20 protein-coding genes are annotated in these 19196 nt (G+C 70.1%); 15 read left to right on the top strand and 5 right to left on the bottom strand.

The genetic code is table 11. From position 1 onward, the window contains the following. The first annotated feature begins 15 nt into the window (after positions 1–15). Genes IEY88_RS20120 through hpt form a run of 3 tightly spaced genes read left to right on the top strand, consistent with a single transcriptional unit; the run spans position 16 to position 2533 of the window. Positions 16–1059 (top strand): Rv3626c family coenzyme F420 biosynthesis-associated protein, encoded by a 1044-nt coding sequence (locus tag IEY88_RS20120; protein WP_189156320.1) that lies wholly within the window; start codon positions 16–18, stop codon positions 1057–1059. Next, positions 1056–1967: a tRNA lysidine(34) synthetase TilS gene (tilS, locus tag IEY88_RS20115; protein WP_189156319.1), complete on the top strand. Its 912-nt coding sequence runs from the start codon at positions 1056–1058 to the stop codon at positions 1965–1967. Before IEY88_RS20120 ends, tilS begins: the two co-directional genes overlap by 4 nt. A gap of 17 nt (positions 1968–1984) precedes the next feature. Further along, positions 1985–2533: a hypoxanthine phosphoribosyltransferase gene (gene hpt, locus IEY88_RS20110; RefSeq protein ID WP_030477529.1), complete on the top strand. Its 549-nt coding sequence runs from the start codon at positions 1985–1987 to the stop codon at positions 2531–2533. A 180-nt stretch (positions 2534–2713) separates the two neighbouring features. Here hpt and IEY88_RS20105 read toward each other — a convergent pair whose 3' ends face one another. Further along, positions 2714–4411 (bottom strand): substrate-binding domain-containing protein, encoded by a 1698-nt coding sequence (locus tag IEY88_RS20105; RefSeq protein WP_189156318.1) that lies wholly within the window; start codon positions 4409–4411, stop codon positions 2714–2716. A 326-nt stretch (positions 4412–4737) separates the two neighbouring features. Between IEY88_RS20105 and ftsH the strand changes: the two genes are divergently transcribed. Genes ftsH through IEY88_RS20070 form a run of 7 tightly spaced genes read left to right on the top strand, consistent with a single transcriptional unit; the run spans position 4738 to position 11279 of the window. Beyond that, positions 4738–6930 (top strand): ATP-dependent zinc metalloprotease FtsH, encoded by a 2193-nt coding sequence (gene ftsH, locus IEY88_RS20100; RefSeq protein WP_189156317.1) that lies wholly within the window; start codon positions 4738–4740, stop codon positions 6928–6930. Next, the gene (gene folE, locus IEY88_RS20095) at positions 6927–7574 is read left to right on the top strand and encodes a GTP cyclohydrolase I FolE (protein ID WP_189156316.1); all 648 of its coding nucleotides are present in this window, start codon (positions 6927–6929) and stop codon (positions 7572–7574) included. Before ftsH ends, folE begins: the two co-directional genes overlap by 4 nt. 32 nt (positions 7575–7606) lie before the next feature. Then, positions 7607–8392, top strand: coding sequence for a dihydropteroate synthase (gene folP, locus IEY88_RS20090; protein ID WP_189156648.1), 786 nt, complete (start codon positions 7607–7609; stop codon positions 8390–8392). Beyond that, positions 8385–8774 carry a dihydroneopterin aldolase gene (gene folB / locus IEY88_RS20085; RefSeq protein WP_189156315.1) on the top strand — a complete coding sequence of 130 codons (390 nt, stop codon included), beginning with the start codon at positions 8385–8387 and terminating at the stop codon, positions 8772–8774. The genes folP and folB overlap by 8 nt, the downstream gene beginning before the upstream one ends. Then, on the top strand, positions 8771–9265 hold the full coding sequence (folK, locus tag IEY88_RS20080) for a 2-amino-4-hydroxy-6-hydroxymethyldihydropteridine diphosphokinase (protein WP_189156314.1): 495 nt from the start codon (positions 8771–8773) through the stop codon (positions 9263–9265). Before folB ends, folK begins: the two co-directional genes overlap by 4 nt. Then, complete coding sequence (locus tag IEY88_RS20075; protein WP_189156313.1) at positions 9262–9714, top strand: DUF3180 domain-containing protein; 453 nt, start codon at positions 9262–9264, stop codon at positions 9712–9714. The genes folK and IEY88_RS20075 overlap by 4 nt, the downstream gene beginning before the upstream one ends. 50 nt (positions 9715–9764) lie before the next feature. Beyond that, positions 9765–11279, top strand: a complete 1515-nt coding sequence (locus IEY88_RS20070) for a DUF6779 domain-containing protein (RefSeq protein ID WP_189156312.1) — start codon at positions 9765–9767, stop codon at positions 11277–11279. A gap of 76 nt (positions 11280–11355) precedes the next feature. Here IEY88_RS20070 and IEY88_RS20065 read toward each other — a convergent pair whose 3' ends face one another. Genes IEY88_RS20065 through IEY88_RS20055 form a run of 3 tightly spaced genes read right to left on the bottom strand, consistent with a single transcriptional unit; the run spans position 11356 to position 13827 of the window. Then, a complete protein-coding gene (locus tag IEY88_RS20065) occupies positions 11356–12441 on the bottom strand; it encodes an NADH-quinone oxidoreductase subunit D (protein ID WP_189156311.1) in 1086 nt (361 codons plus the stop codon). A gap of 31 nt (positions 12442–12472) precedes the next feature. Then, positions 12473–12919: a DUF1203 domain-containing protein gene (locus IEY88_RS20060; RefSeq protein ID WP_189156310.1), complete on the bottom strand. Its 447-nt coding sequence runs from the start codon at positions 12917–12919 to the stop codon at positions 12473–12475. Then, positions 12913–13827 (bottom strand): SAM-dependent methyltransferase, encoded by a 915-nt coding sequence (locus tag IEY88_RS20055; RefSeq protein ID WP_189156309.1) that lies wholly within the window; start codon positions 13825–13827, stop codon positions 12913–12915. The genes IEY88_RS20060 and IEY88_RS20055 overlap by 7 nt, the downstream gene beginning before the upstream one ends. 30 nt (positions 13828–13857) lie before the next feature. On the opposite strand from IEY88_RS20055, the gene IEY88_RS20050 reads away from it, so the two are divergent. The 5 genes from IEY88_RS20050 (at position 13858) to IEY88_RS20030 (ending at position 18177) form a co-directional block, all read left to right on the top strand. Further along, positions 13858–15003 (top strand): PrsW family intramembrane metalloprotease, encoded by a 1146-nt coding sequence (locus IEY88_RS20050; protein ID WP_229693568.1) that lies wholly within the window; start codon positions 13858–13860, stop codon positions 15001–15003. Positions 15004–15105: 102 nt separating this feature from the next. Further along, complete coding sequence (locus IEY88_RS20045) at positions 15106–15996, top strand: Rossmann-like and DUF2520 domain-containing protein (protein WP_189156308.1); 891 nt, start codon at positions 15106–15108, stop codon at positions 15994–15996. Between the two features lies 1 nt (position 15997). Continuing rightward, entirely contained in the window at positions 15998–16888 is an 891-nt protein-coding gene (panC, locus tag IEY88_RS20040) for a pantoate--beta-alanine ligase (RefSeq protein ID WP_189156307.1), read from the top strand. Between the two features lie 10 nt (positions 16889–16898). Then, positions 16899–17369: an aspartate 1-decarboxylase gene (panD, locus tag IEY88_RS20035; RefSeq protein ID WP_189156306.1), complete on the top strand. Its 471-nt coding sequence runs from the start codon at positions 16899–16901 to the stop codon at positions 17367–17369. Between the two features lie 10 nt (positions 17370–17379). Then, positions 17380–18177 carry a type III pantothenate kinase gene (locus IEY88_RS20030; RefSeq protein WP_189156305.1) on the top strand — a complete coding sequence of 266 codons (798 nt, stop codon included), beginning with the start codon at positions 17380–17382 and terminating at the stop codon, positions 18175–18177. On the opposite strand, the gene IEY88_RS20025 is transcribed toward IEY88_RS20030, so the two are convergent. Beyond that, positions 18167–18922 (bottom strand): class I SAM-dependent methyltransferase, encoded by a 756-nt coding sequence (locus IEY88_RS20025; protein ID WP_189156304.1) that lies wholly within the window; start codon positions 18920–18922, stop codon positions 18167–18169. The genes IEY88_RS20030 and IEY88_RS20025 overlap by 11 nt on opposite strands. Between the last annotated feature and the right edge of the window lie 274 nt (positions 18923–19196).

The raw sequence follows: 19196 nt of genomic DNA, 5'->3' as shown, positions 1-19196 counted from the left end.
GGTAGCGTCGGAAGCGTGAACGGCGCGACGGAGGCAGAGCTCGGCCCGGTGGACTGGGAGCTGGCGGTAACGACTGCCACGCGACTCGTCCGCCCGGGCCCCGTGATCGGCAAGGACGAGGCTGACCACGTCGTAGGCAGACTTCGCGAGCTCGCGCCGCAGGCGGAGGTGCACGTCCGCGAGCTGACCACGCTGGGCCAGGGCCTGCCGCTGCTGCCGGGCGAGGTCGTGGACCGGCCGGCGTGGGTCGCGGCCGCCGCCCAGGGCCTGGCCGCGCTCACCGGGCCCTCGATGCCGCGACCGTCCGGCCCGATGGCGGGCATCCTCGCCGGGACGGCCGGGGTGCAGGCCGGCGTGGTGCTGGCGTTCCTGTCCTCGCGGGTGCTCGGCCAGTACGACCCGTTCAGCCCGAACGAGCAGCTCGCCGGACGCCTGCTGCTCGTCGCGCCGAACATCGTTGGGGCGCAACAGGCTCTCGACGTGCCGGACGACGACTTCCGCATGTGGGTGTGCCTGCACGAGTGCACGCACCGGTTGCAGTTCACCGGTGTGCCTTGGCTGCGCAGGTACTTCTCCGAGCAGGTCACCGCGCTGCTGTCCTCAATGGACGATGAGCGCGCGCCGCTGTCGGACGTGATCCGCGACTTCCGCACCAAGCTGCGCGCGGGCGACGGTCCGATGAGCCTGATCGACCTCATCCAGTCGCCGCAGCAGAAGCTCCTGCTGGACAAGCTCATCGCACTGTCCACTTTGCTCGAAGGCCACGCCGACCACGTGATGGACGCCGTCGGGCCGTCGGTCGTGCCGTCCGTGTCGACCATCCGCACTCGGTTCAGCGCGCGCCGAAAGGGCGGCGGCCTGCTCGACCGGATCCTGCGCACGGTGCTCGGCGTCGAGGCGAAGGTGCGCCAGTACGAGGAGGGCGCGGAGTTCACCTCGTACGTCGTCGAGCGCGTCGGGATGGACGGCTTCAACGCGATCTGGACGTCCGCCGAGACGTTGCCGACGCGTGCCGAGATCACCGAGCCGATGAGCTGGCTGCGTCGCGTGTCGCCGTGAACGGACCGGTCGCCGAGATCCGGACGGCGGTCCGCAGGTTCCTCGATCTCGTGCAGCCGGAGGCCGTGACCGTCGCGGTCTCCGGGGGCGCCGACTCATTGGCCTTGGCATTTTGTGTCGGACGACTGGTGCCCGGCGCGTCGGCCGTGGTCGTCGATCACCAGCTGCAGCCGGGGTCCGCCGAGGTGGCGTTGCGCGCCGCCCGGCAGTGCGCCGATTTCGGGCTCGTGGCGCGCGTGGAGCCCGTCGTGGTGTCAGGCCCTGGTGGGCCCGAGGCCGCGGCCCGCGTGGCCCGCTACGCGGCTCTGAGGCCGACGTCCGGGGTCGTGCTGCTCGGGCACACGCTGGACGACCAGGCGGAGACCGTGCTGCTGGGCCTGGGGCGCGGGTCCGGACCCCGGTCGATCGCCGGGATGCGCGCGTTCGACGCGCCGTGGGGACGGCCGCTGCTCGGCGTGTCCCGTGCGGTGACGCGGGCCGCGTGCGTTGAGCAGGGGATCGAGGTGTGGGAGGACCCGCACAACGTCGACCCGTCGTTCACCCGCGTGCGGCTGCGGTCCGAGGTCCTGCCGTTGCTGGAGGCGGTGCTGCAGGGCGGCGTCGCGTCGTCGTTGGCGCGCACGGCCGCCCAGTTGCGGGAGGACTGTGACGCACTCGACTCTCTCGCGGAAGCCTTCGCCGGCGACTGCTGTGCTGTCGACGACATCGCCGAGTTGCCGGTCGCGCTTCGACGGAGAGTGGTCAGATCGTGGCTGATCGCCGAGGGAGTGCCTGAACTGTCCGATTCGCACCTGCGCCGCGTTGACGCACTGGTGAGTGAATGGCGCGGTCAGGGCGGTGTCTGGCTACCTGGCGGCTTTGTCGTGCGGCGCGCGCATGGCAGGCTCGTTGTGGAACCACAGTCTTAAGCAGAGGGGACCTGTCCGTGTACGACGGCGACATCGCATCCGTGCTCATCACCGAGCAGGAGATCAGCGACAAGGTCACCGAACTCGCCAAGCAGGTCGCGGCTGATCACCCAGAAGGTGACTCCGACCTCGTGCTGATCACTGTGCTCAAGGGCGCTGTGATGTTCATGGCCGACCTCGCCCGAGCGCTGCCCGTTCCGGTGCAGCTCGAATTCATGGCCGTTTCGTCCTACGGGTCGTCCACGTCGTCCTCCGGCGTGGTGCGCATCCTGAAGGACCTGGATCGGGACATCGCGGACCGGAACGTGGTGATCGTCGAGGACATCATCGATTCCGGGCTCACGTTGTCCTGGCTGTTGAAGAACCTCCAGTCCCGGAAGCCCCGGTCGCTCCAGGTGTGCACGTTGTTGCGCAAGCCGGACGCGGTCAAGGTGGAGGTGCCGGTGAAGTACGTCGGGTTCGACATCCCCAACGAGTTCGTTGTGGGGTACGGGCTGGACTATGCGGAGCGGTACCGGGATCTGCCTTACATCGGGACGCTGGACCCGAAGGTGTACTCCAGCTGAGTTTGCTTTGGGCGGGGGCGTTGCCGGTTTTCGGTGGCGCCCCCGTTTTGTTGTCGCGGGCCGGTTTGCGGTGGCTGGTGCCGGTTCCAGCGGGGTTGGTCGCGTCGCCTTTGTCTGCCCAGGGCAATGAAAACGCCGGGCCTCCCCTGCGAGGAAGCCCGGCGTTTCTGCGGAACGAAATCAGCAGTTCGGACGGCACCGCCGCTGCGACACCGCGTCCAGCAGCACGCTGCGGATGTCCTCCGGATTGGTCGCCTGGTACGCCTTGCCGCCGGTGGCCGCCGAGATGGAGCGCAGGGCGTCCATGTCCACCTGGTCGCCCAGGCCGACCATGATGACCGGGACCGGCTTCGCGGGGTCGGACTCCCGCTTCAGGGTCTCGATCAGGGCGGCCGTGTCGATCGACGAGATGTCGTCGTTGCGGCCGTCGGTCATGAGGACGACGGAGTTGACCTTCGACGCGTCGTAGCCCTGCAGGACGTGGCGGTACGCGGCCAGGGTCGTGTCGTTCAGGGCCGTGCCGCCGCCTACCAGGCCTGGGAGCTGGGAAGCACCGGCTTCGAGGCGCTTGCGGCGGGTCACGCCGGCCAGGGGTTCGCCCAGTGGGCCGATCGGAACCAGTTCGATCCAGTCGTTCGGCGGCTTCTTGTCGGTCGAGAAGGCCCAGAGGCCGATCGCCGTGGTGTCCGGGAGCATCGAGAGGGCGGTCATGGAGGCCTCGGTGGCGGCTTCCACTCGTGTTTTGCCGTTGCCGCTCTTCTCGATCATCGAGCCGGAGACGTCGATGACGGTCAGCATGCGCATGTCGAGGCTGATGGCGCCCCAGGTGCGCAGGAGCTCGGAGACCTGGTCGGCGCCCGGGGTCTCGATCAGCTTCACGTCGCCCGCCTGGACGCCCTCGACCTCGGTGGACCACTTGGCGGGGGCGGCGCCGTTCACGGTGCGGAAGCCCGCCTCGCCGAAGCGCTTCGCGGTGTCGCCGGAGCGCAGGACCTTCTCGAACTCCGCGGCTGCCTCGCCGATGCCCTCCTGCTCGTTCGGGCGGGAGACCCGGACGAGGGGGTAGTCGAACGAGAGCGTGCCCTCCTTGGGCGGGGCGCCCAGGACGGCGTTGTCCTTCATCGAGCGGTTGTTCGCGACCACGGACTGTTCGGTGGCGGCGAAGAGCGGGGCCTTCTCGGCGTCCGTGGTGACCTTGCCGAACGCGTCGCGGACCGACGGGACGGCGCTGCGGCCCACGCGCAGAAGGGTGCCGACCAGCTCTGGCTTGGGAGTGCCGTCGGCGTTGCCCAGCAACGTGCGGATCACGAACAGCGAGGCGAGGCCCTCCGACGTCATCGTCGGGTCGCTCATCGAGATCTGCACCTTCGGGTCCACGACCTTGGCCCACGAGACGGGCGTGACCGGGAAGCCGATCTTGGACATCGCCTGCTCGGAGCCCGCCATCACGAGCGGGCTGGACGCCAGCGAGGGCTTGATGTCGAGCTTCGGGGCCTCGGGACCGGTCTCGGCGGCTTGACGCTGGGCTTCGGCGGCCCACATCGAGGAGTCCGGGATCCAGAGGGAGTGGGGGTTGATCTGCGCGGTCGGGAGCTCGTTGGCCACGTCGGCCGCGTTGCGCGACTCGACCTGGACCTGGACGCACCGGCCGCGCACGACGGGTTGTGACCGCTGGTAGTCCTGGGCAGCCGCGTTCACCACGTCCAGCGCTGCTGGGGTGACGGCGACCTTCAACGGCAGTGCGCCGGAGCAGTCGGCGCCGCTGGTGACACGGAGTGCCACGACCGTGACGCCCGCCGCCGCGACCACCCCGAGCAGGGCGCCCAAGGGGATGGCAACCCGCCGGAACAAGCCGGGGGACGTATGACGTGCTGACATACAGTTACTTACCTTCGGTCACGTGTTCACTCTTTCGAGTGGCGGGGGAACACTCGGGGGATGAATGAGGATGACATGTGACCGCCAAACGTACTGAGACGGCGTGACCTGCGTCACTCGTCTGGGCGGCGGTATTTGTTCCGGATGAACCAAACTGCGTGAACGTGCGTGGTGGGGGTCACCCGCGGGAACCCCGGAACGCCGCCGCCCGTTGGTTGCTCAGTACCCGGCCAGCGAGCGGTAGGCTGGTCGGACGCGGTATGTGGGTCTTCCACTGCCCGACGCGCAAGTCAGGGAGGGTCGAGGCCGCCCCCGGCCGTAAGTGCATGGACCGCAAGCGCCTGCTTCGCAACCCGCTGCTGTGGATCGCTGCGGTGTTGCTGCTCTACTTCGTCTTCACCGTGCTCTTCGACGACGCGCGGGGCTACCACCCCGTGAAAACGTCGCAAGCGCTCCAACAGGTGCGGGACGGCAAGGTCAAGGAAGCCACGATCGAGGACAAGGAGCAGCGTCTCCGGCTCACCCTCACCGACGGCACGACCTTCGAGGGCAGCAACCGCCTGATCACGCAGTTCCCGGCCAGCTCGACGGACGAGATCTTCACCGTCATCGACCAGGCCAGCAACAAGCCGACCCTCGAGACCAAGGTCAGCCAGGAGTCCATCCTGATGCAGATCTTGATCTACCTGGTGCCGCTCGGCCTGTTGTTGCTGCTGCTCATGTGGATGATGAACAACGCCCAGGGCGGCGGAAACCGCGTCATGAACTTCGGCAAGTCCAAGGCCAAGCAGTTGTCCAAGGACATGCCCAAGACGACGTTCTCCGACGTCGCCGGCGCCGAAGAGGCCGTCGAGGAACTGGAAGAGATCAAGGACTTCCTCCAGAACCCCGGCCGCTACCAGGCGCTCGGCGCGAAGATCCCCAAGGGCGTGCTGCTCTACGGCCCGCCGGGAACCGGCAAGACGCTGCTCGCCAGGGCCGTCGCCGGTGAGGCGGGCGTGCCGTTCTACTCGATCTCCGGTTCGGACTTCGTCGAGATGTTCGTCGGTGTCGGTGCCTCGCGTGTGCGTGACCTGTTCGAGCAGGCCAAGCAGAACGCGCCGTGCATCATCTTCGTCGACGAGATCGACGCGGTGGGCCGCCACCGCGGTGCCGGTCTCGGCGGTGGTCACGACGAGCGCGAGCAGACCCTCAACCAGCTGCTCGTCGAGATGGACGGCTTCGACTCGCGCGGCGGGATCATCCTGATCGCGGCGACGAACCGTCCCGACATCCTCGACCCGGCCCTGCTGCGCCCCGGCCGCTTCGACCGCCAGATCCCGGTGTCCGCGCCGGACCTGAAGGGCCGCAAGCAGATCCTGCGCGTGCACTCGAAGGGCAAGCCGCTGGCGGCGGACGCCGACCTCGACGGCCTCGCGAAGCGCACCGTCGGGTTCTCCGGCGCCGACCTCGCGAACGTCATCAACGAGGCCGCGCTGCTCACGGCCCGCCAGAACGGCCACACGATCGACGGTGCCGCCCTGGAGGAGTCGGTCGACCGCGTGATCGGCGGTCCGGCCCGCAAGAGCCGGATCATCTCCGAGAAGGAGAAGAAGATCACCGCGTACCACGAGGCAGGGCACGCCCTGGCCGCGTGGGCGATGCCGGACATCGACCCGGTCTACAAGGTCACGATCCTCGCCCGCGGCCGCACGGGTGGTCACACCCTCTCGGTGCCGGAAGAGGACAAGGACCTGATGACCAGGTCCGAGATGATCGCGCGACTGGTGTTCGCACTGGGTGGCCGTTCCGCCGAGGAGCTCGTCTTCCACGAGCCCACGACGGGTGCGTCCAACGACATCGAGCAGGCGACGAAGATCGCCCGCGCGATGGTCACCGAGTACGGCATGAGCGCGAAGCTCGGCGCCGTGAAGTACGGGCAGGAGCAGGGCGAGCCGTTCCTCGGTCGCTCGGCCGGCCGTCAGGCGGACTACTCGCTGGAGGTCGCGCACGAGATCGACGAGGAGGTGCGCAAACTCATCGAGGCCGCGCACACCGAGGCGTACGAGGTGCTCGTCACCTACCGCGACGTCCTCGACGACCTCACGCTCGAGCTGATCGACAAGGAGACCCTGCACCAGAAGGACCTGGAGCGGATCTTCGCCCGCGTCGAGAAGCGGCCGCGCATCACCCAGTTCAACGACTTCGGTGACCGCACGCCGTCCGACATCCCGCCGGTCAAGACCCCCGGCGAGCTCGCCAAGGAGCGCGGCGAGCCGTGGCCTCCCGTCGTGGAGGACACGATCGCGGAGGAGCTGAGGCAGGACGACGAGGCCGCAGCCGCGGAACCGGTCACCGAGCAGCTGCCCTCCCCGAACGGCTCGAACGGCGTGCACCAGCCCGGTCAGCCGTCGAACCAGGCGGGTCCGCCGAACTACGGCGCCCCGCCCGGATGGACCCCGGCGACGGTGCCCGGCGGCAAGCCGCACAACGTCTGGGAGCCGAAGAAGCCGCAGCCCGACCAGGACGAGCGGCAGTGACCGAGCAACACCAGCTCGACGGAGACGCCGGCCTCACCCGCAACGGGGAGGCCGGCGTCTCCGCGCGGCGGGTCTTCGACCACGCCCGAGCGGAGACTGCGGTCCGTGAGTTGCTGCTCGCGTGCGGTGAAGATCCCGACCGGGAAGGGCTGCGCGAGACACCCGCACGGGTGGCGCGTGCCTACCAGGAGTTGTTCGCCGGTCTCTACACCGAGCCGGACAGCGTGCTGGACAAGACGTTCGACGAGAGCCACGAGGAGCTCGTCCTCGTCACGGACATCCCGATGTTCAGCTTCTGCGAGCACCACCTGCTGCCGTTCCACGGCGTCGCGCACGTCGGGTACATCCCGAACGAGCACGGCCGCGTGACGGGGCTGTCGAAGCTCGCGCGGCTCGTCGACCTCTACTCGAAGCGGCCGCAGGTGCAGGAGCGGCTGACGTCGCAGGTCGCGGACGCGTTGGTGCGCAAGCTCGAACCGCGCGGCGTGATCGTCGTGATGGAGGCCGAGCACCTGTGCATGGGCATGCGCGGTGTGCGCAAGCCCGGTTCGCGCACCACGACCTCAGCGGTGCGGGGGTTGCTGCGCACCTCCGCGTCCTCGCGGGCGGAGGCGATCGAACTGATCAGGGGCCGGATCAGGTGAGTTCTCTCCCGAAGCCCGGCCGCTGTGTCGTGATGGGCGTGCTGAACGTGACGCCCGATTCGTTCTCCGACGGCGGTCGCTACGTCGACCGGCGGGACGCGGTGGCGCACGGCGTCGAGATGTACCGGCGCGGTGCGGACGTGATCGACGTCGGCGGCGAGTCGACCCGGCCCGGTGCCGAGCGCGTCGAGCCGGCCGAGGAGATCGCACGCATCGTGCCGGTGATCCGGGCGCTGGTCGGCGAAGGCGTGCCGGTCAGCGTCGACACCATGCGCGCTTCCGTTGCCACGGCGGCGTTGGAGGCGGGCGCGTCGATCGTGAACGACGTGTCCGGTGGCCTCGCCGATGCCGGGATGGCCGCGGTCGTCGCCGCCGCAGGTGTTCCGTACGTGCTGATGCACTGGCGCGGGCACAGCACGGAGATGGACGCGTTGGCGACGTACGACGACGTGGTGACGGACGTTCGTTCCGAGCTGCTGGAGCGCGTCGAGGCCGCACTGGCCGCCGGCGTCGCGGAGTCGTCGATCGTGCTCGATCCCGGCCTGGGGTTCGCGAAGCTGGGCGACCACAACTGGGAGTTGTTGCAGCGCCTGGACGAACTGGTCGAGCTCGGGTTCCCGGTGCTGGTGGGGGCGTCGCGCAAACGCTTCCTCGGCACGTTGCTCGGCCACCGTCCACCGGACGGCAGGGAGGACGCGACCGCGGCGGTGTCCGCTCTGGCCGCGTTCAACGGGGCGTGGGGTGTGCGGGTGCACGACGTCGACCGGACGCTGGACGCGGTCGCCGTCGCCGGTGCGTGGAGGCGGGGACATGGCTGACCGGATCGCGTTGACGGGCCTGCGGGTCCGGGGCAACCACGGGGTGTTCGAGCACGAGAAGCGCGACGGGCAGGAGTTCGTCGTCGACATCACGCTGTGGCTGGACCTTTCGGCCGCGTCGCGCACGGACGACCTTCGCGAGACCTACCACTACGGAGAGCTGGCCGAGATGGCCGCGGCGATCATCGGTGGCGAGCCGTACGACCTGATCGAGACGGTGGCGGGCAAGATCGCCGACGCCGCGATGGCGGACTCACGGCTGCACGCCGTCGAGGTGACGCTGCACAAGCCGTCCGCGCCGATCCCGCTGACGTTCGACGACGTGTCGGTGACGATCCGCCGTTCGCGCCGGCTCGCCGCGCCGGTGAAGGAAAACCGTTGAGCCGCGCGGTTCTCTCGATCGGCTCGAACCTGGGTGACCGGTTCGCCTTCCTGCAGTCCGTGGTGGACGGGTTGCGCCCCTTCGTGATCGCTGTTTCGCCGGTGTACGAGACGGCGGCGTGGGGCGTCGAGGACCAGCCGGACTTCTTGAACGCCATCGTGATCGTCGCCGCGGACGACGTGGACGAGTGGGGCTGGCTGCGCCGCGGTCAGGCGCTGGAGAACGCCGCCGGACGCGTGCGGGAGAAGCGCTGGGGACCGCGCACGCTGGACGTGGACGTGGTTTCGGTGGACGAGGTGACCTCGGACCACCCCGAGCTGCTCCTGCCGCATCCTGGGGCGTTTGAGCGCGCAACGGTGTTGATCCCGTGGCTCGACGTCGAGCCGGACGCGGTGCTCGCGGGCCACGGACCCGTTGCGGGCCTGGAGTTCTCGGCCGAGGGCGTGCGCCGGCGCGACGATCTCGTGCTTTCGGGTTGGATGGACGAGTGAAGTTCACGCGTCCCCGCGACCTGGCCGCCGTTGCGATCGTCGGCGGTCTGCTGGCCCATCTGCTGCTGCGGCTCTCCTACGACTCGTTGCCGCCACTGCCCGTGCTGGCCGGGTCGACGTTGTTCGTGATCGCGGTCGTCGAGGTCGTGTTCGCGTTCTCGTTGCGGGCCAGGATCCAGCGTCGTGCGGGCGCGCGTCCGGTGCAGCCGCTGACGGCCGCCCGAGCGGTCGCGCTGGCGAAGGCGTCGTCCGTTCTGGGCGCTTTGATGTTCGGTGCCTGGACCGGGTTGCTGATCTTCGTGATCCCCGTCAGGGACTCGTTCGCGGCGGCCTCGAACGACCTGGTGGCGGCCGTTGTCGGGATGATCGCGGCAGTCGTGCTGACCGCTGCGGCGCTGTGGCTGGAGCACTGCTGCAAGACGCCGAAAGAGAGTTCCGGGAACGAATAGATACCCGGCCGTAGGTCTCAGTCACATAACTACGCGGTACCGTAGTGCGCATGACCGGGCGAGGCGCGTCGAACGACGACGAGCAGGATGATCACGGTCGTGGCTCAGGGCGATTGCTGTTAGTAGCGGCACTGGCGCTCGCCCTCGTGGCCGCGGCGGTGCTCGTGCTGAGTGACAGCGCCCGGATGCTGCGTCTGGCCGTGGTGGCCGCGTTGTGGGCGGCTCTGGTGGGTGCCTTCCTCGCCGCCAAGTACCGCAAGCAGGTCACCGAACGTGACGACGAGGTGGCCGACCTCCAGTCCGTCTACGAGCTCGAGCTCGAGCGCGAGGTGGCCGCCCGCCGCGAGTACGAGCTCGAGATCGAGTCGGAGACCCGCAAGCGCATCGAGGAGGAGTCGCGCGCGGACATCGAGGCCCTGCGCGCCGACCTCCACGCGCTGCGCGACAACCTCCAGGTGCTGCTGGGCGGCGACGTCCTCGTCGAACGCGTCGCGTTGCGCGCGGAGTCGACCCGCCTGCGGTCGCTCGGCTCGGAGGCGGCCCGCCTGGCCGCGGCCCCGGAGCAGCGCGTCATCAACGCCAAGCCGGTGATCACCGCGACGTCGTCCATCTCAGCGGAGAAGCCGTCCGAGCGCACCGAGCTGATCGAGCGCGTCGCCCTCGACGCCAAGCTGCAGGCCCCGCGCCGCGAGCCGGCCCGCCCCGAGCCGGTGCGCCCGGACCCGGCCAGGAACTCGCCGCGCCCGCAGCCCGCCGTGGTCCGCCGCGAGCCCGTGAAGGCCGCGAAGCAGGAACCGGCACGCCCCCAGCCCCGTCCCGGCGCGGCGGCCGCGTCCGTGTCGGCCCGCCTGGGCAACGCGGCCGCCCCCCAGGTCGCGCAGAAGCCCCAGCCGCCCAAGGTGGCGCCGCCGACCGTGAAGGCACAGCCGGTGCAGGCGCAGGTCCACCGCACCGAGCGCGTGCAGAGGCAGCCGCAGCCCCCGGCCCGCACCGAGGCGCTCTCCCGCCCGGACCAGCCTCCGAAGGCTCCCGCGGCCGTCGCGAAGCCGGTCGAGACCCGCAAGCCGGAACCACGTTCCCGCGTGGCCGAACGCACCGAGATGATCGACCCGAAGGCGCTGGCGGCCGGAGGCGGCCGCCGCCGGGCAGACGACCGCTCGGCCCCGACCCCGGTCCAGGACAGCGGCTCGTGGGAAACCCTGAAGCCCGACGCCCCGGCCCCGAGCCCGAGCCGCCGCCGCGCCGACGAGCAGCCGGCCCGCCGCACCGCCTCCGAGGACTCACTGGTGTCGCTGCCCCCGGTGACCCGCCGCCCCGCGTCGGAACAGTCGTCGGCCAGGCTCCCGGCGGTCACGCCCCGCCGCTCCCCGGCCGAGGAGCCCCCGGTCTCGGGCCGCAGGGTCGCCGAGGACTCCTCGACGCGCCTGCCCGCGGTCTCGACGGGCCGCCGTGCCGCGCCGGAGGACCCGTCGGGTGCGCACGCGGACGGCAAGTCGGTGAGCGAGCTGCTGGCGTCGCTGGGCGGGGGCGACGCGCCTCGTCGGCGGCGTCGTCGCGACGACTAGGTCCACGGTCGGCGGTGCTGCTCTCAGGTCGCTGCTGCAGCAGGGAGACCGGTGTCGTGACACCGGCCGGTCCCGGTTACTTGTCGATGTCGCCGACGATCACGGCGAACGAGCTCAGCACGGCCGGCAGGTCGTCCACCTTCGTGCCGGGCAGCAACGCGGACAGGGCCTGCACGTTGTTGAACGACGGCGTGCGGAGCTTGAGGCGCCACGGAGTCTTCTCGCCGCGTGACGACAGGTGTACGCCCGAGGTGCCCAGCGGGGCCTCGACTCGCGTGTAGACGGAGCCCTCCGGAGCCTTGATCGCCTTGGGCAGCCTGAGGTTCACCGGGCCCTGCGGGAGCTGGTCCAGGCACGCGTGCGCCAGTTCCACCGACTTCTGGACCTCGTCGACCAGGCACCGGACGCGTGCGGCCGCGTCGCCTTCGGTGCGGACCACGGGTGTGAAGCCCAAGGTCTCGTAGGCGGGCAGTGGGTCGTCGCGGCGCAGGTCGAAGTCCACGCCGCTGGCCCGGCCGATGGGGCCCGTGACGCCGTACGCCAGGGCGTCCTCGTGCGGGAGGACGCCGAGTCCTTCCAGGGCGGCGAAGTCGATGGTCAGCGCCGCTGCGTCCACTGTGGACAGGAAGGTGGCGACCCGCGTGGTCCAGCCTGCCGGGACGTCCTCGCGCAGGCCGCCGATCCTGTTGAACATGAAGTGGATGCGTCCGCCCGACGCCTCCTCCATCAACGCCTGCACGCCCTCGCGGTACGTGGCGGCGTTGGGGGACAACGGGGTCAGGAAGACCATGTGCGCCATGAGGCGGTTCAGTTCGCAGAGCAGGGCTCGTAGCCATTGGGCTCGGGCCGGGACGTCCATGCCCGTCATGCGTTCCACGGCCAGCGCCACGGCGAGTTCGTTGCAGAACGCCGAGAGCCAGTCGTGGCGGTTCGCGAGAGTGAGGACCTGGCGGTAGTCGCGCACCTCGAAGAGCTTCTCGGCGCCGCGGTGCAGGTGGCCCACCAGCGGGTCCGCCGCGGTGATCACGAGGTCCGGGGTCACGGTCAGGCGCAGGCGGTAGGCGCCGTGGGCCGACGGGTGCAGCGGGCCCAGGTCGATCACGCGGTCCACGCCCAGGTACCGGGCGCCCGCGCCCACGCCGACGGTGATCTGCTCGCTCACCCGAGCATGCTTTCACGAGCCGGGGCGGCGCTCAGGCCCTGGTGATCGCGAAGAAGAAGCAGCCGTGCGACACGCTGCGGACCTGGATCGACTCGATTGAGGGATTGTTGAACAAATCGACGATCGTACGATCGAACGATCCGGGTTCCACCACCTCGCCATCGTGGATCTGACCTGCAGCGTTGTAGGAACGTAGGATCCGGGGATTGTTCAACAATTCTACGGGGAGACGATCCAACGAAGCGCCGCCCGGGCAGTCCACGTGCGTGAACACCGGGCCGATCTCCGAGTAGGGGCCCTTGCCGGACGAGGGCGAGTAGCGGAACAGCCACACCGGCTCACCCTCCAGCGACTTCCGCAGGCAGCACCGCAACGGCACCCCAGGCTCAGACGCGCGGTACTCGCGGCCGGCGTCGGAGAACGAGTCGGACGGGGACACGGTGTGGATTCGCATGCCCTTAACGATCGTCGTCAGCACCCTGAATAGCTGGCGGGATTCGGACGCCAGGGCGGCAACACGGGCAACAGGTCCGGCAAGGCCACCCCACGCGCGTGCAACAACCACCCGAACGACCCCAGCCCACGAACCGAACGCAACTCCGCGATCCGCCCAGCCCGCGAGGCGGACTCCAGCCAGTCCCACCCGGAACCGGACACCTCTCCGCTCAACCCCAAGGCCCCCAACGCATCGCGCTGCGACACCAGCACGAAGTCCCCACCGGCCGCAGCGGCACAAGCGTCCAGGGCGACGTGCGCCGTGATGTCACAGGAACCGTCGAAGACCGGAGGAACCTGACGCCCGTCCCGGTACCCGGTCAACGAGAAGTGCCGCGACGACACCAGATGCCCGTAGTCGATCGCCAGCGCCGCCCCGCGCACCGACGACACCGCGGCAGCCCACGCCGCGTCCCGAGGCGCTCCCACCTCGGCCATCTCACCGTCAGCCAGCGACGGCCACCACCGGGTGATCCACGGATCGGCGGAGGGCCCGGTCACCACCGGGCAGGGGATCGCGTCGAGCCACTCGTGCCCGACCAGCAGCCCGACGCACGACGGGACCGAGGAGGTCCACCGAACCCCGGGCAGGTCGACGAAGGGACCGACCTCGACCGCGGTCACCCGGAGCCGCGCGGCCAGCGACCCCGACGCGAGTGAACGCACCGCGAACGCCAGCTCACCACCACCGGCACCGACGTCCACGAAGTCCACGACCGGGGGAGACCCGAGCGCGGCATCCACCCTGGACAGCAGCTCCAGCAGTCCGAGTGCCAGCTCCGGACCGACCAGCGGAGACGTCCGGAAGTGCGAAGAAGGCTTCTCGCCGCGCGCGAAGAAGCCACCCGGCCCGTACAGCGCGGCGTGCCAAGCGGCTTCCCAGTCGAACATCGGACAAGTGTGCATCTAAGGTCATTTCCCGTGACCGACGCCGACCTGACGCCGACGCCGACGAAGAAGCGCATCGAGCAGCGCCGCTGGACCGTTCTCTTCCCGGTCGTGGCGCTGATCGCGCTCGCCGCGGCCGGGCTCGTGCTGTTCGCACTGGGCACGTCGAGCATCGGCATCGAGCCGCTGCTGGTCGGTGCCGCCGCGGCCCTGATCCCCGTCGCGTTCGTGGTGAGCGCGTTCCTGTGGATCGACCGCTGGGAACCGGAACCGGCGAGGATGCTGCTCTTCGCGTTCGTCTGGGGCTCGTGCGGCGCGACGATCAGCTCGCTCGCGTTCAACCAGACGTCGAGGGTGCTCGGTGACCTGCTGGGCCAGGACGGTGCGACGTTCACCGCCGTGATCGGGGCGCCGATCGTCGAGGAGGCCACCAAGGCCGCGTTCCTCATCGCCGTGTTCGTCCGCCGCCGCCACGAGTTCGACGGTGTCGTGGACGGCATGGTCTACGCCGGCATCACGGCCGCGGGCTTCGCGTTCACCGAGAACATCTGGTACTTCGGCCGGGTCTTCCTGGAGGACGGCCTCGGCAACATGAGTGGCGGCGTCGTCGCGCTGTTCGTCCTGCGAGGCGTCCTCTCGCCGTTCGCGCACCCGCTCTTCACGGCCATGACGGGCATCGGCGTCGGCGTCGCGGTGGCCACGAGCAACTCCACGGTCCGCGTCCTCGCGCCGATCGGCGGCTACCTCACCGCCGTCGGGCTGCACTCCCTGTGGAACTTCTCGACCACGGTCGGCACCGGGTCCGCGTTCATCAACCTGTACTTCCTGATCATGGTGCCGGTGTTCGCCGGCGCCGTCACGATCGTGGTGTGGCAGCGCCGGCGCGAGCAGCGGATCGTCGCGGGGCAGCTCGCCGCGATGGCGCAGAACCGGTGGATCGCCAACAGCGAGGTCGCCCTGCTCGCGAGCCTCAACGGCCGCAGGAACTGGCTGCGGGCGGTCAAGCGCAAGTCGGGCGAGGCCTCGGTCAAGGCCGTGAAGAACTACCAGATCGCCGTCACCGAACTGGCCTTCCTGCGGTACCGCATCGAGCAGGGGACGGCCGGTCAGAGCGCCGAGCACCGCCACGGGGTGCTGCTCGACTCGTTGCACGCCGCCAGGGCCGCCGCCCGCCGGTGAGTCCCGTCACCGACGGGCGAAAGCCGGTCGGTCCGGGACTACCCTCGGCGGCGTCGTCTGGTACCCGCACAAGGGACTGGAACGTCAGAAGGAGTTAGTCGCATGGACGCGACCCCACGTCCGGCGAGGCTCGCCGTCGGTGTCATCTCGGCAGGCCGCGTCGGCTCCGTGCTGGGCGCCGCGCTGGCCAGGACGGGCCACGTGGTGACCGGCGTTTCCGCCGTCTCCCAGGCCTCCCGCGACCGCGCGGACGAACTGCTGCCCGGCGTCCCCCTCGCCGATCCCACCGAGGTCGCCGCACGTGCCGACCTGGTGCTGCTGGCCGTGCCGGACGACGCGTTGGAAGGCCTGGTCAAGGGCCTCGTCGCCACCGGTTCGCTGCGCGCGGGCCAGATCGTCGTGCACGCCAGCGGCGCGCAGGGCGTGCAAGTTCTCGAACCCGCTGCCGAACTGGGCGCGCTCACGCTCGCGCTGCACCCCGTCATGACGTTCACCGGCCGCTCGGAGGACCTGCAGCGGATGAACTCCGCGTGCGTCGGGGTCACGGCCGCGGACGGCGACGAGGTGGCCTGGAGCGTCGGCGAGGCGCTGGTCGTCGAGATGGACGCCGAACCGGTCCGGGTGCCCGAGTCCGTCCGCCCGCTCTACCACGCGGCGCTGGCCCACGGCGCGAACCACCTGATCACGCTGGTCCGGGACGCCGCGGACCTGCTCACGAACGCCGGCGTCGCCAACGCCGAGCGCCTGCTCGGCCCACTGCTGTCCGCCGCGCTCGACAACGCGCTGCGCCACGGTGACCGCGCCCTCACCGGTCCGGTCGCCCGCGGCGACACGGGTACCTTGCGCAAGCACCTCGGCGTGCTCGCGCGACAGGCACCCGAGACCCTGCCCAGCTACCGCGTGCTGGCCCGCCGCACCGCCGAGCGGGCCGAACACTCCGGGCTGCTCAAACCCGACGCGGCCAACGACGTTCGCACCACTCTCGAGGACTGACGTGACGAAGCCACTGACCAAGGACGACTACCGCCCGGACGACGTCACGGTGCACCGCGATCCCGCGCGGCTGAACAGGGTCGTCAGGACCCTGCGCAACGCCGGGCGCAACGTCGCACTCGTGCCCACGATGGGCGCCCTGCACGCGGGCCACCGGCAGCTGATCCGCGAGGCCAAGGTCATGCAGAACACGGTGGTCGTGGTGTCGATCTTCGTGAACCCGCTGCAGTTCGGGCCGAACGAGGACCTCGCGAAGTACCCGCGCCAGTTCGAGTCCGATGTGGACATCTGCCGCGAGGAGCGCGTGGGCCTGGTGTTCGCGCCTTCCGTCGAGGACATGTACCCCGAGGGCGCGCAGGTCACCGTCCACCCCGGACCGCTGGGCGACGAGCTGGAGGGCGCCGTGCGCCCCGGCCACTTCGCGGGCGTGCTCACGGTCGTGTCGAAGCTGTTCAACATCGTGCAGCCCACGTTCGCGGTGTTCGGGCAGAAGGACTACCAGCAGCTGCAGCTCATCCACAAGATGGCGCGCGACCTCAACTTCCCGCTGGACGTCGTCGGCGTGCCGACCGTCCGCGAGCACGACGGCCTCGCGCTGTCGTCGCGCAACGCCTACCTGACGCCGGAGCAGCGCCACCACGCCGTGACGCTGTCGGCCGCGCTGACCGCCGGCGCGCACGTGTCGGCCCAGGGCGGAGAAGCGGTGCTCAAGGCCGCGCACGAGGTGCTGGCGCAGACGCCCGAGATCGAGCTGGACTACCTGGAACTGCGCGGGCCCGGCCTCGGTCCCGCGCCGGAGAACGGCGACGCCAGGCTGCTCGTCGCGGCCCGCGTCGGTTCCACCCGCCTGATCGACAACATCGCGGTGTTGCTCGGCGACGGCGACGAGTAGGGGGAATGACATGTTCCGCACGATGCTGAAGTCCAAGATCCACCGCGCGACCGTGACGCAGGCCGACCTGCACTACGTCGGCTCGGTGACGGTGGACGAGGACCTGATGGAGGCCGCCGACCTGCTGGCGGGCGAACAGGTCGCCATCGTCGACGTCACCAACGGCGCCCGCCTGGAGACCTACGTCATCCCCGGCGAGCGCGGCACCGGCGTGCTGGGCATCAACGGCGCCGCGGCGCACCTGGTGCACCCCGGCGACATCGTGATCCTGATCGCGTACGGGCAGATGGACGACGCCGAGGCGCGCGCCTACAAGCCGCGCGTCGTCTTCGTGGACGCCGACAACAAGGTCGCCGACCTCGGCACCGACCCCGCGCACGCCCCAGAAGGCTCCGGTCTGGTGAACGGCTCCACGAGCGCGCCGTCTTCTGAGACCGTTGAGGCGACCGCGCTGGACGCGTTGATCAAGACCGAGAACTGAGGAACACACCGTGCTGCTCGCCATCGACGTCGGCAACACCAACATCGTGCTCGGTCTGTACGACGGGCTCGGCGACTCGGCCCCGCTCGTGCGCGACTGGCGCATGCGCACCGACGCCAGGATGACCGCCGACGAGCTCGCGCTGACCATGCGCGGCCTGCTCGGCGAGTACGCCGACAAGATCACCGGCATCTCCGCGCTGTCCACCGTGCCCGCGGTGCTGCGCGAGCTGCGGGTCATGCTCGGCCGCTACTACGACGCCGTGCCGAAGATCCTGGTGGAGCCGGGCGTGAAGACCGGCGTCCCGCTGCTCGTCGACAACCCGAAGGAGGTGGGCTCGGACCGCGTGATCAACACGCTGGCCGCGCACCACCTCTACGCGACCTCGTGCATCGTGGTCGACTTCGGCACGTCCACGAACCTCGACGTGATCTCGTCGCGCGGCGAGTTCCTGGGCGGCGCGCTGGCACCGGGCATCGAGATCTCGGTCGACGCCCTCGCCTCCCGCGCCGCCCAGCTGCGCAAGGTCGAGCTGATCAAGCCCCGCAGCGTGATCGGCAAGAACACCGTGGAGTGCCTGCAGTCCGGCATCGTCTACGGGTTCGTCGGCCAGGTGGACGGGCTGGTGCGCAAGATCACCGAGGAGCTCCAGCAGACCGACCCCGGTCCCGTGACCGTGATCGCCACCGGCGGCCTCGCGCCGCTGGTGGTGTCGGAGTCCTCGACGATCGCGCACCACGTGCCCGACCTGACCCTGCTGGGGTTGCGCATGGTCTTCGAGCGCAACATGCCCGCCGTCACCCGCTGACGCGCACCGTCCGGTAGACCTTCGCGCGCAAGGGGACGTCGAACGGCCCGTTCGACGTCTCCGGGCGGCTGCGCAGGTACGCGAGCATCTTGTCGCTGATCGCCGCCCGCTCGGCCTCGTCGATGACGATCATGCGCGAGTGCGTGTTGATCCACGCGATGGCCGCCTCCGGCGAGTCCCGGCGGTGGGAGTGCGGGAACGTGGCGTGCTCCGCCGCCGTGAACGACGGGTGCGCCATGAACGCGACCGGGTCCTGCCGCTGCGACTCGACGCTGGTCGCCGACACCTGCTCCAGCTCGCGCACCCACTCGACGTCCGTGACCGGCTCGACCCACATGGCCGCCAGCACGCCGCCGGGCCGCAGCACGCGCGCGATCTCCGGCAGCGCCTTCTCCTGGTCGAACCAGTGGAACGCGGTGCCGACGAACACGGCGTCGACGGTCTGGTCGGGGACGGGGATGTGTTCGGCGTGGCCCGGCAGCGCGCGCACGCCGTGCACACGGCGGACCAGCTCGGACAACATCTGCTCGTTGGGCTCCACGGCCGTCACGCGGTGGCCCTCCCCGCACAGCCCCGCGGTCAGCTTGCCGGTGCCGGCGGCGAGGTCGAGCACGTCGAAGTGCTCGTCGGTGCCCAGCGGCTCCAGCGCCCACCGGATGGCCGCCACGGGATAGTCAGGCCGGTGTTCGGCGTAGGCCTCGGCCTGCGCGCCGAACGAGTCCGCTCGCCTCGCGTGTAGATCCATCCGTCCAACCTAGTGGCGTGGCCCAGCTCGTCGGCGGGCGGATTCACGCCCAGCAGGGCGCCTCGCGGCACCGCCCCCACGCCCCCGTACAACCAGTACGAGAACGTGGGGGCGGCACCACGACGCACCCGTCTGACCGCGAATCCGCCCGGCAACGTTCTGAGCCACGCCACCGGTGAGAAGACCGGTGCACATGTTGGTCCGGTCGGCGCCGCCTGCCGATCTTCCGGCGAATTAGCGGTATCCGGTTCGCTTTGACTTCACGGGAGTCCGT

It is taken from the genome of Lentzea pudingi (assembly GCF_014646255.1).
Classification (GTDB): Bacteria; Actinomycetota; Actinomycetes; order Mycobacteriales; family Pseudonocardiaceae; genus Lentzea; species Lentzea pudingi.
This window is presented reverse-complemented; position numbering and strand designations above follow the sequence as displayed.